At 61.5% G+C, this 14,967-nt stretch carries 15 protein-coding genes; 7 read left to right on the plus strand and 8 right to left on the minus strand.

Going from position 1 to position 14,967, the window contains the following annotated elements; genetic code table 11:
* Positions 1–8 precede the first annotated feature (8 nt).
* Complete coding sequence (locus BLV67_RS02430; RefSeq protein WP_003188807.1) at positions 9–269, minus strand: YebG family protein; 261 nt, start codon at positions 267–269, stop codon at positions 9–11.
* A 248-nt stretch (positions 270–517) separates the two neighbouring features.
* Between BLV67_RS02430 and BLV67_RS02435 the strand changes: the two genes are divergently transcribed.
* The gene (locus BLV67_RS02435; RefSeq protein ID WP_056858911.1) at positions 518–1,006 is read left to right on the plus strand and encodes a phosphate-starvation-inducible protein PsiE; all 489 of its coding nucleotides are present in this window, start codon (positions 518–520) and stop codon (positions 1,004–1,006) included.
* On the opposite strand, the gene BLV67_RS02440 is transcribed toward BLV67_RS02435, so the two are convergent.
* The 3 genes from BLV67_RS02440 to BLV67_RS02450 all read right to left on the minus strand — a co-directional run bounded on the left by BLV67_RS02440 (position 1,003) and on the right by BLV67_RS02450 (position 4,350).
* On the minus strand, positions 1,003–1,320 hold the full coding sequence (locus BLV67_RS02440) for a DUF3509 domain-containing protein (RefSeq protein ID WP_058419385.1): 318 nt from the start codon (positions 1,318–1,320) through the stop codon (positions 1,003–1,005). The two genes, BLV67_RS02435 and BLV67_RS02440, sit on opposite strands and share 4 nt — an antisense overlap.
* A 286-nt stretch (positions 1,321–1,606) precedes the next feature.
* Entirely contained in the window at positions 1,607–2,911 is a 1,305-nt protein-coding gene (locus BLV67_RS02445) for a serine/threonine transporter (protein WP_069786138.1), read from the minus strand.
* Between the two features lie 62 nt (positions 2,912–2,973).
* Positions 2,974–4,350 (minus strand): L-serine ammonia-lyase, encoded by a 1,377-nt coding sequence (locus BLV67_RS02450; protein ID WP_069786139.1) that lies wholly within the window; start codon positions 4,348–4,350, stop codon positions 2,974–2,976.
* Positions 4,351–4,487: 137 nt separating this feature from the next.
* Here BLV67_RS02450 and BLV67_RS02455 point away from each other — a divergent pair, with 137 nt between their 5' ends.
* Positions 4,488–5,435 carry a LysR substrate-binding domain-containing protein gene (locus tag BLV67_RS02455; protein WP_069786140.1) on the plus strand — a complete coding sequence of 316 codons (948 nt, stop codon included), beginning with the start codon at positions 4,488–4,490 and terminating at the stop codon, positions 5,433–5,435.
* Between the two features lie 212 nt (positions 5,436–5,647).
* Complete coding sequence (locus BLV67_RS02460; protein ID WP_017135168.1) at positions 5,648–6,058, plus strand: HPF/RaiA family ribosome-associated protein; 411 nt, start codon at positions 5,648–5,650, stop codon at positions 6,056–6,058.
* Between the two features lie 60 nt (positions 6,059–6,118).
* On the opposite strand, the gene BLV67_RS02465 is transcribed toward BLV67_RS02460, so the two are convergent.
* A complete protein-coding gene (locus BLV67_RS02465) occupies positions 6,119–7,630 on the minus strand; it encodes an MFS transporter (protein ID WP_069786141.1) in 1,512 nt (503 codons plus the stop codon).
* Between the two features lie 105 nt (positions 7,631–7,735).
* On the opposite strand from BLV67_RS02465, the gene BLV67_RS02470 reads away from it, so the two are divergent.
* Complete coding sequence (locus BLV67_RS02470) at positions 7,736–8,608, plus strand: LysR family transcriptional regulator (protein ID WP_069786142.1); 873 nt, start codon at positions 7,736–7,738, stop codon at positions 8,606–8,608.
* Between the two features lie 134 nt (positions 8,609–8,742).
* Here the strand turns inward: BLV67_RS02470 and fecA are convergent, their stop codons facing one another.
* The 3 genes from fecA to BLV67_RS02485 all read right to left on the minus strand — a co-directional run bounded on the left by fecA (position 8,743) and on the right by BLV67_RS02485 (position 12,597).
* Complete coding sequence (gene fecA, locus BLV67_RS02475; RefSeq protein ID WP_069786143.1) at positions 8,743–11,079, minus strand: TonB-dependent Fe(3+) dicitrate receptor FecA; 2,337 nt, start codon at positions 11,077–11,079, stop codon at positions 8,743–8,745.
* A gap of 91 nt (positions 11,080–11,170) precedes the next feature.
* Positions 11,171–12,112: a FecR domain-containing protein gene (locus tag BLV67_RS02480; RefSeq protein ID WP_069786144.1), complete on the minus strand. Its 942-nt coding sequence runs from the start codon at positions 12,110–12,112 to the stop codon at positions 11,171–11,173.
* Positions 12,109–12,597 carry a sigma-70 family RNA polymerase sigma factor gene (locus tag BLV67_RS02485; RefSeq protein ID WP_065929279.1) on the minus strand — a complete coding sequence of 163 codons (489 nt, stop codon included), beginning with the start codon at positions 12,595–12,597 and terminating at the stop codon, positions 12,109–12,111. Before BLV67_RS02485 ends, BLV67_RS02480 begins: the two co-directional genes overlap by 4 nt.
* Before the next feature lie 171 nt (positions 12,598–12,768).
* Here BLV67_RS02485 and BLV67_RS02490 point away from each other — a divergent pair, with 171 nt between their 5' ends.
* From BLV67_RS02490 to BLV67_RS02500, 3 genes are read left to right on the plus strand one after another with little or no spacing between them, the layout of a single operon-like run.
* Positions 12,769–13,071 carry a DUF3649 domain-containing protein gene (locus tag BLV67_RS02490; RefSeq protein ID WP_065912644.1) on the plus strand — a complete coding sequence of 101 codons (303 nt, stop codon included), beginning with the start codon at positions 12,769–12,771 and terminating at the stop codon, positions 13,069–13,071.
* Complete coding sequence (locus tag BLV67_RS02495; RefSeq protein WP_069786145.1) at positions 13,068–14,636, plus strand: PepSY-associated TM helix domain-containing protein; 1,569 nt, start codon at positions 13,068–13,070, stop codon at positions 14,634–14,636. Before BLV67_RS02490 ends, BLV67_RS02495 begins: the two co-directional genes overlap by 4 nt.
* On the plus strand, positions 14,637–14,963 hold the full coding sequence (locus tag BLV67_RS02500; RefSeq protein WP_069786146.1) for a DUF3325 domain-containing protein: 327 nt from the start codon (positions 14,637–14,639) through the stop codon (positions 14,961–14,963).
* Positions 14,964–14,967 lie beyond the last annotated feature (4 nt).

Here is a 14,967-nt window from a genome sequence, read left to right on the forward strand (position 1 = left end):
TTCGGGCTTTATTCTGCCGCCGGGTTCAGCAACTCGGACAATGCGTCCGGCTGGCTCTTGAACGCCTTGGCAAACACATCGCGATTCTTCGCCATGTAGATCCCGGCTTCCTCCACCTGCTGCTCGCTCAGGGACGGCACGGCTTTTTGCAACACTTCTGCCAGCAACTCAGCGAGTTCAAGCATCTTGTCATGACGGTCAGCTTCGGCTTTATCCATGAACAAACGCTCCAGATCTCGGCTGCTGCGGTATACCACTTCGACGGCCATTCACCACCTCACATGCCTTCACGATAGTTGTCTTTTGCGACTACTGTATTCATATACAGTGAAAAGAGTAAGCCAAACCACGGGGTTTGGGTAGCAGTTTTTTAATGTAGCCCGTAAATACAGGTTCGGAGTGCCTCATGTCACGCCGCCACCATCTTATACCTGCCACTGGCCTTTTTTCTGCATGCAGAACAACCGTCACGTCCACCCCGCATTATCCGGTCGAGCCGACCTAAGGAAGCATCATCGTGAAAATCAACTGGGCCGAAAAGCTGCGTCAGCAAGTCCATGGGCTGGCCGAGTCGCTGGGCAATCTGTTCGTCGAGACGTTCCACTACCTGGCGCTGTTCGCCATTGGTGCCGTAACAGCCTGGGCGGCGGTGATGGAGTTTTTGGGGATGCTGGAGAACGGGCACATCAAGATCGATGACATCTTGCTGCTGTTCATCTACCTGGAGTTGGGCGCAATGGTCGGGATTTATTTCAAGACCAACCACATGCCCGTACGCTTCCTGATCTACGTGGCAATCACGGCGCTGACGCGCCTGCTGATTTCCAACGTCTCCCACCACAACCCGCCGGACGTCGGCATCATCTACCTGTGCGGCGGCATTCTGCTGTTGGCGTTCTCGATTCTGGTGGTGCGCTACGCTTCGTCGGCGTTCCCGTCGGTGAAGGTCGAAGGCCCGCGTCGCAAAGGCGAGGCGAGCCTGGAAACCGAGAAGGGCGAGCTTTAAAGCCCGACGCTGAAGGGCAGGGTGCGGGCGGGTGGTGGCTGCAAGAGTTTGTGGCTGTCGCCGTCGGTCATCACCGCCAGAATCTCCATGGCGCTGTGGCCCTGTTCGATGGCGATGCCGAATTGAATGCTCTGCACCAGGCGCTTGAGCCGCTCCGGGTCGTTGCGTTGTTCGGCGCTGATCATGCGTTTGGCCACCACCCCCGTCTCGTCCGAGAGGGTGAGCATGATGCTGCCGTCGAGCCGTTGGATGCTCAGGTTGACGCGGTAGGTGGGCGTGAAGGTGTCAGTGATGATCTGAAAAGGATTGTCCATGGTGCGTTACCGCCTGATAAGAACATGCAGTCATTGACGACCGGTGTCGGGTTAAGTTCGCATTGCCTGACCACCGGCCACTCCGTCGCTGAGGGTTCACAAGGTCCGTTTGCCTCGTTAGCTGTACAGCAAGGGGCGTGCCGTATAGCGCTTTACCAGGCGCTGCAATACCCATGTGGGAGCGGGCTTGCTCGCGAATGCGGTGTGTCAGCCAATAAATACTTAGCTGAATGACCGCATTCGCGAGCAAGCCCGCTCCCACATTTGTCATGGGGTGTGTTCGATTTCAGGGCAAAACCGAAAAAACGATCGCAGACAGCGCAATCAACCCGATCAGCACCACAAACACATTCGACACCTGGCCCGAATACTGGCGCAGAGAAGGCACGCGGCGGATCGCGTACATCGGCATCAGGAACAGCAGGCACGCGATGACCGGCCCGCCCAGGGTTTCGATCATGCCCAGGATGCTTGGGTTGAAGGTCGCCACGGCCCAGCAGGTCAGCACCATGAACAGCGCGGTGCAGCGTTCCAACCCTTTGGATGACATCGAACGGTTACGCCCACGCAAGGATTTGACGATCAGCCCCTGGAAGCCTTCGCTGGCGCCGATGTAATGGCCGAGAAAGGACTTGGTGATGGCCACCAGCGCGATCAACGGCGCGGCGTAGGCAATCACGGGCGTCTGGAAGTGGTTGGCGAGGTACGACAGGATCGAAATGTTCTGCGCCTTGGCGGCCGCCAGGTCAGCCGGCGACAGGGCCAGCACGCAGCTGAAGCAGAAGAACATCACCGTCAGCACCATCATGCCGTGGGCGGTGGCGAGGATACCGCTGCTTTTGCGCTCGGCCTGTGGGCCGTAGACGCGCTTCTGGTCGACGGCAAAGGCGGAAATGATCGGCGAGTGGTTGAAGGAGAACACCATCACCGGGATCGCCAGCCACAGGGTCTTGAAGAGCAGCGGCAACGGCATGCCTTCACTGGCGGAAGCGAAGAACGCGCCGTTCCAGTTGGGGATCAGGCTTACGGCCAGCAACAGCAGGGCGGCGACGAAGGGGTACACCAGCACGCTCATGGCTTTGACTATCACGCCCTGGCCGCAGCGCACAATGGCCATCAGGCCGAGGATCAGCACCAGCGACAGGATCGCCCGGGGCGGCGGGGCCAGGTGCAGTTGGTGTTCCATGAAGCTGCTGAGGGTGTTGGTCAGCGCCACGCTGTAGACCAGCAGGATCGGGAAAATCGCGAAAAAGTACAGCAGCGTGATCAGCTTGCCCGCGCCGACGCCGAAGTGTTCTTCGACCACTTCGGTGATGTCACCGGATTTGCCCGACAGCACAAAGCGCGTCAGCCCACGGTGAGCAAAGAAGGTCATGGGGAAGGCCAGCAACGCCAGCACGATCAGCGGCCAGAAGCCGCCAACGCCGGCGTTGATCGGCAGGAACAAGGTGCCGGCGCCAATGGCCGTGCCGTAGAGGCCAAGCATCCAGGTGGTGTCGTGTTTGGTCCAGCCGGTGGTGACAGTGTTGTCTACAGCGTTATCTACAGCAACAGCAGGGTTTTCAGCGGCAGGTGTACGTACATCAGTCATCGATATTGCCTCGTTATTATTTTTGCGCGGGCTCACGTAGGGGGCGGGTAGGCGTGCTCCGATCAGCACTCCACCCAGCTGACCGCCAGGCCGCCCCGTGAAGTTTCTTTGTATTTGTCATGCATGTCGGCGCCGGTATCGCGCATGGTGCGGATCACCCGGTCGAGGGAGATAAAGTGTTTGCCGTCACCGCGCAGGGCCATTTGCGTGGCGTTGATCGCCTTGACCGCCGCGATGGCGTTGCGCTCGATACACGGCACTTGCACCAGGCCGCCGACCGGGTCGCAGGTCAGGCCGAGGTTGTGTTCCAGGCCGATTTCAGCAGCGTTTTCCAGTTGCTCCGGCGTGGCGCCGAGGATGTCGGCCAAACCCGCAGCGGCCATGGCGCAGGCCGAGCCCACTTCGCCCTGGCAGCCGACTTCGGCGCCGGAGATCGAAGCGTTCTTCTTGCAGAGAATGCCCACGGCAGCAGCCGCCAGGAAGAAATTGACCACATCGTCATCCGACGCATCGGCGTTGAACTTCATGTAGTAATGCAGCACGGCCGGGATGATCCCTGCTGCGCCATTGGTCGGCGCGGTGACCATGCGCCCGCCGGCGGCGTTTTCTTCGTTGACGGCGAGGGCGAACAGGTTGACCCATTCCATCGCCGACAAGGTGGAGGTGATCACGTTGGGTTTGCCGATTTCCAGCAGGCTGCGGTGCAATTTCGCCGCACGGCGTGGCACGTCGAGGCCGCCTGGCAAGATGCCTTCATCGCGCAAGCCTTGCTCCACGCACCCGCGCATTACCGACCAGATATGCAGCAGGCCGCTGCGGATTTCTTCGTCGCAGCGCCAAGCGCGTTCATTGGCCATCATCAGCTCGGAAACCCGCAGGCCGTGCTTGTTGCACAAGGCCAGCAGTTCGACGGCGCTGGAAAAGTCGTAGGGCAATTCGACGTCGCTGGCAGGCGCGATGCCCGAGGCGGCTTCGGCCGCCTCGATGATGAAACCGCCGCCCACCGAGTAATAGGTTTGCTCGCTCAGCAGGCCGTTTTCGCCATAGGCGTGCAGGGACATGGCGTTGGGGTGGTAGGGCAGGCTTTCGTCCAGCAGCAGGAGGTCGGTGTGCCAGTTGAAGGCAATCTCCTGCGAGCCTGCGAGCAGCAATCGGCCGGATTCGCGCAACTGCTGAATGCGTGCATTGATCGACGTGGGGTCGACCGTGTCTGGCCATTCGCCCATCAGCCCCATCACGCTGGCGCGGTCGGTGGCGTGGCCCACACCAGTGGCGGACAGCGAGCCGTACAGGCGCACTTCGATACGTCGCGTATCGGCCAGCAATTGCTGGTCGGTCAGGGCTTGGGCGAAGGTCGCCGCTGCGCGCATCGGGCCGACGGTATGGGAGCTGGACGGGCCGATGCCCACTTTGAATAGATCGAAAACACTGATAGCCATGCTAAAGCCTTACAAGCAATGGAGTAGAAATCGCTGCCATGTTTTGTAGAGCAGGCGGAATTGGCGCGATACTGAGCCTCTGGATCGGCACTGACCAACGAATTATCCTAAGACACCCTTTAGCAGGACTAAACGCTATGACTCGCCCTCTCCATGGCCAGACCTATGTCTGGCTGCACGTGTTTTCCTGCGCCGCGCGGCATTTGTCGTTTACCCGCTGCGCCGAAGAACTGCACATCACGCCGGGGGCGGTGAGCCAGCAAATTCGCCAGTTGGAAGAGCGCCTGGGCTTTCGGCTGTTTCATCGGCGCGCCCGTGGCGTGGAGCTGAGTGCCGAGGGGCAAAGGCTGGCGGCGACCGTGGGCGAGGCCTACGGCAGCATCGACGCGGAATTGCAGCGGCTGGACGCGGGGATGATCAGCGGCACTTTGCGCTTGCGCTCGATCCCGTCGTTTCTCGGCAAGTGGCTGACCCCGCGTTTACCGCGGTTGCAGCAGCGCTTTCCGGATATCCAACTGCGCATGGTCGCCGAAGACAGCAGCATCGCCTTGCACGAGGGCGACTTCGACCTGGCCATCGACCTGAACGACGGCAGCTACCCCGGCCTGTTATCCACAGCCCTGCTCGATGAACAGATTTTTCCTGTATGCGCGCCGAGCCTGCTGCGCGGGAGGCCGCCGCTGCATGGCCCGGCGGACCTGGTGCATTTCCCGCTGTTGCACGACATCACCGCCTGGCGTGGGAGTTATGAATACGCCGAGTGGGAGTTTTATCTGAATGCTATCGGCTACCACGACGCCGACGTGCGCCGCGGCCACACCTTCAACCGCAACCACCTGACCATCGAGGCCGCCATCGCGGGGATGGGCGTGGCGATTGCGCGGCGCACCTTGCTTAACGATGAACTGGCGCGCGGCACCTTGATCGTGCCCTTCGGCCTGGCCGTGCCCAACCACAAACGTTATGTGTTGCTGTATGCGCCGGGCGCGTTGAGCCATCCGGGTGTGCGTGCGGTGCATGACTGGCTGGTAGAGGAAGCGGGGATTTTTCGCGGATTGCACCCGTTGGGAGAGGGGCAATTATAAGGTTGGCTGGGCGTAATAAGATGTAACTAACTCCCCACCCTAACAGCGTTTTTGCTCGTCGTCAGGGTTAATTTGTAATGTGGGATTTATCTTTGCAAAGGGGTTGAAATGTTCTGCGCGGTGCCCAATTGTGTAATCAAGAGGTCATGGTTTCACCACCCCGGTGTCGCAGTTGTGACCTCTCGCGAGCTAGCTGAAATAAGGGAAGAACTATGCAAATCCAAGTCAATAGCGATAACCATATTGAAAGCAGCATCCGACTGGAGGAGTGGGTACGAACTACCATTGAGAGCACGCTCGAACGTTATGAAGAAGACCTGACCCGCGTTGAGGTCTACCTGAAGGATGAAAACGGCGATAAGCCCGGCCCCCACGATCTGAGTTGCCGTCTGGAAGCACGGCCAAAGGGCCATCAACCGCTGTCGGTCCTGCACAAGGCCGATACGCTGGAACAGGCGATCGATGGCGCGGCGACCAAGCTTGAACATGCGCTGGAACATCTGTACGGCAAACTGCGCGGCAAACCACGCGCCGCAGGGCAGAGCTTGCCGGATACCAAGGCTGACGAGGCCGAGCTGGAAGAGGAATTTCTGGAAAACGAACAGGCTGCGCTTAATAGCTGATAGCTGAGTGTTTTTTCAACCCCAAATAAAACGGGCCTGCATCTGCAGGCCCGTTTTCGTTCAGGGTCGCTGCTGGAAAAAGTACCGGCTCAAGATCGCCAGCCCACACGCACCCAACCCCGCAAACAGCATGGCCCAGCCGGCGCCGTGGCGCAGTGCGGCCTGGGCGTCTGAAGGCGCCAGTACCAGCGCATCCAGTTTGCCCGCCGCAATGTTCTGGCTGATAGCCGGCCAATCCAGCGCCGTGGTGGCAGGCAGCAGGCTGGAGAGGTGATGGCCGATGCCTAGCAGCAGCACCAGCCCCATCAACGCGATGTTGAGGGCCAAGGTGATCAGTCGCGCGCTGAGATCGATACCCGAGGCCATGCCCGCACGGTCAGCCGACACGGCGCCGGTGGTGGTGTTGGTGGTCGGTGAGTTGGTCAGCGCCAGTCCCACGCCTGCTAACACGCAACTGAACAGCACCCAGACGATACTCGGCTGCTGCGCGCCATTGACTGCCGCCATGCTGATAAACCCTGCACCCATCAAACCCAGGCCCAGCGGGATAATACGTTCGGCGCCGTAGCGCAGGGCCAGGCGTTCCGCCAGCGGCGGCACCAGCAAGGTCGGCAGCGTATAAGCCAGCAAGGCCGCGCCGGTGGTCAGCGTGTCGTAGCCCAGGCCGGCCTGAAAGTAGAGTGGCAGGTAGATCATGAAGGGCCAGAAACTGAAATTCATGCCGATCGAACCCATCAGCGCGCCGTTGAAGCGCTGGATGCGGAATACCGAAAAATCGAACATCGGGTGCGGGCTGCGTCGCTCAACCACGACGAACAGCAGCAGCCCGACCAGCGACAAACCGGCCCAGCCTAGCATCGCCGGGCTGCCGAAGCCGTTTTCGCTGCCCTGAGTAATGAAATACACCAAGGCGAACACCGACAGCGTCAAGGTCAGCATGCCGGCGATATCCAGCCGATGGCCGGCCGGGTCGCGGGATTCCTGCACGCTGATGCGCAGCAGCAGCAAGGTCAGCAGCGTGAGCGGCACATGCACCAGGAACACCCAGCGCCAGTCTGCGACCGCCAGAATCAGTGCGCCGACCATCGGCCCGAAGCCCAGGCCCACGCCTGCGATCACGCCCCATATCGCAAAGGCCCGCGCCCGAGCAGCCGGTTCGCGGAACTGGTGCGACAGAATGGCGAACTGGCAGATCATCATCGCCCCGGCGCCTATGCCTTGAACGAAGCGCGCCGCGATCAAGGTGGAGGCATCGTTGGCCAGCCCGCAGGCCAGCGAAGCCAATCCAAACAGCCACAGGCACACCACCAGCATGCGGCGCCGTCCAAAGCGGTCGGCCAACGTACCCGCCGCCATCAAGACGCTGGTGCAGGCCAGGGTGTAGGCGTTCATGATCCATTGCGCATCCTGAAAACCGGTGCCCAGTTGCTGTTCCAGGGTTGGCAGGATGACCGGCACACTGGAGATCTCCAGGCCGAACATCAATGCCACAAGGCACACGGCGGTGAGTGCCAGGCCATCTCTGGCGGTGCGCGGGGCACTGACGGCGGATACGGCGGCGGCGGGCGGCATGGGATATTCCTTTTGTTTGGGGGAGAGCGCTATTCTCGCGGGAGCAGAATTCTTTATTCGTGATAAGTTTTCCTTTGATAAGGGAATTAAGGGCGACAATTAAGCATGGCCACTCCGCGTTTTGATGGTGTTGAGCTCTTTCTGCAAGTCGTCGAGAGCGGCAACCTGACCGAGGCTGCCGAACGGCTGAACCTGACGCGTTCGGCCGTGGGTAAAGGCTTGGCGCGCCTGGAAGCGCGCTTGGGCACTCGCCTGTTGCAGCGTTCCACCCGCCGCCAGCGTCTGACTGAAGATGGGCAGGCGTACTACGAACATTGTTTGCGTGCGCTGGCAGAGCTGGAAGCTGCCGAATCGGTGCTGGAGAGCGGCCGGCAACAGCCACGCGGGCGTTTAAGGGCGAGCTTGCCTTTGGCTTTCGGCCATCATTACGCGGCGCCAGCATTGTGGGGGTTGATGGACCGTTACCCGGCGTTGGAGATCGAGATCTCGTTCTCTGACCGATTGATCGATCTCGCACAGGAAGGCTTCGACGTGGCCGTGCGTATTGGTCCGCTGCCGGACACTGACCGCCTGAGTGCACGTCGCCTGGGCGAACAAGCAGTTGGCCTGGCGGCTTCGCCGGCCTATTTGCAGCGGGTCGGGCCAATCAACGCTATCGACGACCTCGCCGCCCACCGAGGCATTGCCTACCGCTGCAATACCTCCCAGCGCCCCGGTGTGCCTTCGCTGTTGATGCTCGACGACCTCCAGGCCGTGGCCGATGCCGCGATTGCGGGCGTGGGCCTGGCCTGGTTGCCGAGTTGGTTGATTGCGCATTACGTGCTGCGCGGGCAACTGGAAGCGGTACTGCCGAACCACCGCGACCAGCCGGCGCCAATCCACGTGATCTGGCCGACGGCCGCACACATGCCGGCCAAGACGCGCTGTGCCATCGACGCCTTGGTGGCCGGCACCCCGAGTTGCCTGGCAGGCAGTTAGAGCCGGCCCACGTAGATCTAAACGACAAAGCCGATCCCCTGTGGGAGCTGTCTAGCCCCAGCGAGGCTGCGAAAGCGGTGGGTCAGGCAACTTATATCTCGCCTGTGCCGCCGCCTTCGCAGCCTCGCCGGTACCTAAAACGCGATGGAGGTCTGCACGTACACCGTGCGCGGTTCCCCCACGTATTTGCCTTTGTTGTTGTCGTCGAACGAGCGGGTGAAGTACTGCTTGTTGAAGATGTTTTTCACCCCGACCGCCACATTCAAGTCTTGCAGTTGCGGGCCGAAGTCATACGCCGCGCGGCTGCTGAACAGCATGTAGCCTGGGATACGCCCGTTGGCGCCGTCGGCGGTTTCCGCCTGGGTGTTGGCGTTGTCGGCGAACTGGCTGCTCTGGTAGCTGCTGTCGAGGTTGAGCTTCCAGCGGCCTTCGGTGTAACCCACGCCCAGGGTGCCTTTGTGCTTGGACGAGAAGGGCACACGGTTGCCTTTGTTTGGGCCGTCTTCGCGGATGGTCGCGTCCACATAGGCGTAGGTGGCGTAGACGTCAAAGCCCGCAAGCGCCGGGCTCAAGCCGTCGAGGGCGTAGTTGATGCTCGACTCGATACCCTGGTGGCGCGTTTCGCCACGGGCGATCACGGTGTCGTTGGTCTGGTTGCTGTCGTACTGGTTGTCGAAGTTGATCAGGAACGCGCCGATTTCCGCACGCAGGTTGCCGTTGTCGTAGCGCGTGCCGAGTTCCCAGGTGCGGGCTTTTTCCGGTTTCACTTCGCCGCTGCTCACGCGGTTGGGCATCTGGCTGTATTGCACGCTGCCGAATGAACCTTCGGTGTTGGCGTAGAGGTTCCAGTCTTCGGTGAGGTGATAGAGCACGTTCAACGCCGGCAGCGCGGTGTTGTAGTCGCCTTTGTATTTGACGTTGCTCAGGTTGTTGGTCTGCTGGGATTCGATCATCTCGTAGCGCACGCCCGGCGTGATGGTCCACTTGCCGATATCAATACGGTCATCGATGAAGAACGCGTTGGCTTCGGTGGCGCCACGGGTGTCGCGGTCGTTGCGGCTGTTGGTGTCGGGCAGTTGCTGGTTGGCGCTGATCGGCGTGCGGTAGCGCATCTCGTGGCCGGCTTCGCTGATATAGCGGTAGCCGACGCCCACTTCATGGCTGGTGGGGCCGAGGTCGAAACCTTGGGCGAAGCGTGTTTCCAGGCCGCGTACCCAGTATTCGCGCGGGGACAACGACAGGAAGTTGCCCTGGTCCAGGTAGCCATTACGCAAGGTGGTGGTGAAGAAAGTGTTGGCGGTAAATTCGCGGCGATCTTCCTGGTAGCGGTAGCCGGCGTTGAACATGGTGCGGCGGCCCCAGAACTTGTCGTAAGGACGGGTGGACTGGTACGGGTCAGCCTTATAGTCCTTGACGTTCAAGCCGCCGGGCATATCGGCCTGGCCTTCGTAGTACTGCGCCATGGCGTTGAAGCTGTTGGCCTCGTCCAACTGGTACTTGCCCTTGAGGATCAGGTCGTCGATGCGCGTGTTGCTGTTTTCGCGCCAGTCGCCGCCACGGGTGCCGGAGTACAGGATTGCGCCACCCAGGCCGTTGTCGGCAGTGCCGCCAGCCAGCAGGTTGCCGGTGGTCTTGAAGCCGTCATGGCTGGAGGACGGGCTGGTCTCGGTCTGCAAACCGCCTTTGACGGTCGGTGCATCCGGGATTGCGCGGGTCACGAAGTTGACGATGCCGCCGACGTTCTGCGGGCCGTAGCGCACGGCACCGCCGCCGCGAACCACGTCGACTGCGTCCATGTTGCCCATGCTGATCGGCGCGAAGGACAGCTGCGGCTGGCCATAGGGCGCGAAAGGCACCGGAATGCCGTCCATCAACACGGTGGAGCGCGAGGCCAGGCGCGGGTTGAGGCCACGAATACCAAAGTTCAGCGCCATGTCATGGCTGCCGGTGCCGTTGTTTTCCGGGGCGTTGACGCCGGGGATGCGGTTGAGCACATCGCGGGCCTGAGTGGCGCCTTGGCGTTCGAATTCTTCGCGGCGGATCACGTCACGGGCGCCGGGGTGCTCGAACACATTGGTTTGCGCCGCGTCGCCAAGCCAGTCGCCGACCACGCTGGAGGTTTGCAGCTCCACGGTCGCAGGCGCACCGGCCGGTTGCAGGCTGTAGGCCTTGTCGCCCTCGGCGCGGGCTTGCAGGCCGGTGCCTTCCAGCAGTTTTTGCAGGCCTTCGTCGGCGCTGTAATTGCCCGACAAACCACGGCTCTGCAGGCCGGCCGTGACTTGGGAACCGAACGAAATCAGCACGCCGGCTTCGCGACCAAATTGATTCAGCGCCGCTTCCAGCGAGGCCGGTGCGATGTGATACGGCTTGGCCTCGGCCGCCATCACCTGAGGCAGTACGGTGAAACTGAGGCTGGCGCCGAGTAACAGATGGCGCAAGGTGCGGGCGAGAAGGGTCGGCTGCTGGGGCATGACGTGCGGTCCTGAGAAGGAAGGATCAAGGTGGCTTTCCTTTTCTGTCACGCGAGGTGTGGAAAACGGCTCACTGTTATCGAAAAAAATTTCAGGCGCGTGCCTGGACCGTCACCCAGTAACGGGTAAAACGCCGCACTTTGACCGGCAGGCTGACTTCCAGCAGGTCGAGAATGCGCTCGCTGTCGGCCAGCGGATAACTGCCGGACAACAGCAGGTTCGCCACTTGCGGGTCGCAGTTGAGTTGGCCGCGACGATAACGGCCCAGCTCGGTAAGGAAATCTTCCAGGCGCATATGCGCCGCCACCAGCATGCCGTCGGCCCACGCGCCGCTGTTGGCGTCGGTCGGGCGCGGTGTGTCCCAACCTTTGCGGGTAAAATTGACCTGGCGCGCGGCCTCGACCGTCAACGGCAAACCGCTGTAGCTGTTGGGCATCACCTCGACGTGGCCGTCGAACACCGCCAGTTGGGTGTGGTCGTTGAACTGACGCACGTTCAGCCGGGCGGCCTGGCTGCTGAGCAAACCCTGGCCGGTGAGTACGCGCAGCGGCGTATCGCCTGCGCGTGCAGTCAACAGGATCTCGCCTTCGAGCACGCGAATCAGGCGCTGCTGCCGATCAAAATGCACATCCACCGCACTGCCGGTATTGAGCTGCAACCGGCTGCCATCGGCCAGTTGCACCTTGCGACGCTCGCCGATAGGGCTGCGGTAGTCGGCGCTCAGTGGCGGCAAAATATGCTGTTGGCGCAAACCCCAGGCGGCCGCCGAACCCACGCCCAGAATCAGCAACAGCTTCAGGGCCTGGCGGCGGCTGCTCGATTGCGGCGCGTTCAGCGTCGCGTGAGCGAGAGGCGAGGGCATGCCCCGCAGGCGCTGGTTGACACGCTGTATATGGTCCCACGCGCGCTGATGTTCACTGTGGGCATTCAGCCAGTGCTGCCACGCCGCTTGCTGACGTGGGGTAAGCGCGCCTTGCTGCATTTCCATCAGCCAGTGCACGGCCTGTTCGGCCACTTGCGTGGAAAAGTTCATAGGGCGAAGTAGCAGCGCATGGCTGCTTTATTCAGGTGGCGCTTGACCGTGGCGATGGAGATGCCCAGTTCGGCGCCGATTTGTGCGTAGGTCAGGCCGTCGAGCTGGGCCAGCAGGAAGGCGCGCTTGACCTGCACGCCCAGGCCGTCGAGCAGTTGGTCCAGCTCCACCAGGGTTTGCAGGATGATGGCGCGCTCTTCTTCCGAGGGCGCCACGTGTTCGGGCATCTGCGCTAGGGCGTCGAGGTAAGCGCGTTCCAGGTCCTGGCGGCGGTAGAAGTTGCACAGCACGCGCTTGGCTATGGTGGTGAGGAAGGCACGCGGTTCGATCAGCGTGGGGGCTTCGCGGGCGGTGAGCACACGGATGAAGGTGTCTTGCGCCAGGTCCGCCGCGCTTTGCGGGCAGCCGAGCTTGCGTCGCAACCAGCCGGTAAGCCAGAGGTGATGGTCGTGGTACAGGACTTCGACGGTGTTGGACGGCTGCAACGCGTTCACTCCGAAAGTATCAATGTACTTTAGAGAACAAGAATTGTTCGCATTGTAAGGGGCGTGATACGCATTCGGCAATCCATGCGGGCAGGTGATTCATCCGTTCTCTTTTGCTTATGAGAATATTTATCATTAATATTGCGCGCTGATGAATCTGGCGTCTCCCGCATGAACAGCAAACCCTCACTGCCCGTCACCTACCGCCTCGCCGTCACTTCGCGTGCGCTGGCTGCCGTGGTCGGCGGCTATCTGATGGCGTCCCTGGCCGCCGTGTGCCTGGCGCTGTGGATGCCTACCTCGCGCGCCGATGCGGTGATCACCGGGATGATGAGTTCGTTTGTGTTCTATCTGCTGGCCGTTATCTGGTGCTTCGCTTGCCGCACAGCCTCGCGCGCCTGGTTTGGCGTGATGCTGCCCAGCGCGTTGTTTGCCACCCTGGCGGGCGTAGGTTTTTGGATGGCACGCACATGAAAGAGGGCTTTCGCCAGGCGATGGCCTGGTTGCACACCTGGGCCGGCTTGATCTTCGGCTGGCTGCTGTTTGCGATATTCCTGACCGGTACCCTGGCCTATTTCAAGGACGAAATTACCCACTGGATGCAGCCCGAAGTGCAGGCATATCCCTTGGACGAAGCGCGCAGCCTTGCTGCTGCGCAAACCTATTTGCAGCAACAGGCGCCCAACGCCGCGCGCTGGTTTATCACCCTGCCCAACAGCCGTGACCCTGGCCTGTCGGTGATGTGGCAAGACAAGATCGACCCCGGCAAACGCGGCAACTTCATCCAGAAAGTCCTCGATCCCGTCACTGCTGAGCCCGTCCAGGCCCGAGAAAGCATGGGCGGCGATTTTTTCTACCGCTTCCACTTCCAGCTGCAAATGCCTTACCCGTGGGGCCGCTGGCTGTCGACCATCGCCGCCATGGTGATGTTCGTCGCGCTGATCACGGGGATCATCACCCACAAGAAAATCTTCAAGGACTTCTTCACCTTCCGCCCGCGCAAGGGCCAGCGCTCCTGGCTCGACGGGCATAACGCGGTGGGTGTGCTGGTGCTGCCGTTTCACCTGATGATCACCTACAGCAGCCTGGTGATCTTCATGAGTATGGTGATGCCCGCGCCGATCCTCGCCTCGTACGGCAACGACAGCCGCGCGTTCTTTAATGAAGTGTTCCCCAATACTGACAATGCACCGGCGCTCGGCCAGCCGGGCAAGTTGCTGGCGTTATGGCCGATGTATGAGCAGGCGCGCACGCAATGGGACGGTGGGCATGTGGGCCGTTTGGTGGTCAACAACCCTGGCGATGTGAACGCCTCGGTCAATGTGGTGCGCGCCGGCTCCGACCGCGTGGTGCATGACTTTGGCAGCAGCGTGTCATTCAACGGCACCACCGGCGAGTTGCTGCGGGTCAGTGGCGAACAATCGCTGCCGGCGGCGATTGGCGGCAGTTTCTATGGCCTGCACATGGGCCATTTCGCCGGCCCGGTGCTGCGCTGGCTGTACTTTATCTGCGGCCTGGCGGGCACGGCGATGATCGGCACCGGCCTGGTGATCTGGCTGGGCAAGCGCCAGCTCAAGCACGCTAAAACCGGCCTAATGCCGTTTGAACTGCGGCTGGTGGAAGTGCTCAACATTGCCAGCATGTCTGGCTTGATGATCGCCATCGCGGCGTTTTTCTGGGCCAACCGACTGTTGCCGGTGAGCTTCGCCGAACGTTCCGATTGGGAAATACAAACCTTCTTTATCGTCTGGGGCCTGAGCCTGCTGCACGCCGTATTGCGCCGTGGTCGCCAGGCTTGGGTCGAGCAACTGAGCTTCGCTGCGCTGCTGTTTGTGGTGATTCCACTGCTCAACGCGCTGACCACCTCACAGCACTTGGGCACGTCATTGGCCAAGGGTGACTGGGCCATGGCCGGCTTCGACCTGACCTGCCTGGCCAGTGGCCTGTTCCTCACCTGGGCGGCGTGGAAAATGCAACACCGCACGCAACCCAAGGCCGAACGCGTGCGCGCAATGGCGCTAAAGCAGGAGGCGCACTGAATGCTGCTCGCGCTGTTGATGTGTTACGCCGGGTTTACCGCGTTGTGCCTGGCCACCGACCGCCATCACGGCGAGTTGCTGCACAGCAAGCCGTCGCCCGCGCGGCGTTCAAGCCTGCGCATGGCCGGTTGGTTGTTGCTGAGCGTGTCGATCTGGCCCGCCGTCGCCGTTTCAGGCTGGGCCCAAGGGTTGGTGGAATGGTGCGCGGTGTTGATGCTCAGCGCGCTGCTGCTGGTGTTGCTGTTGCCGTATCGGCCAAGGCTGGCCTTGATCCTGGCGGGCGCCGGCCTCCTGGCCAGCCCTGTCGCGGCCTTCGCCTTATTTTGAGCCT

The organism is Pseudomonas salomonii (assembly GCF_900107155.1).
In the GTDB taxonomy this organism is placed as follows: domain Bacteria; phylum Pseudomonadota; class Gammaproteobacteria; order Pseudomonadales; family Pseudomonadaceae; genus Aquipseudomonas; species Aquipseudomonas salomonii.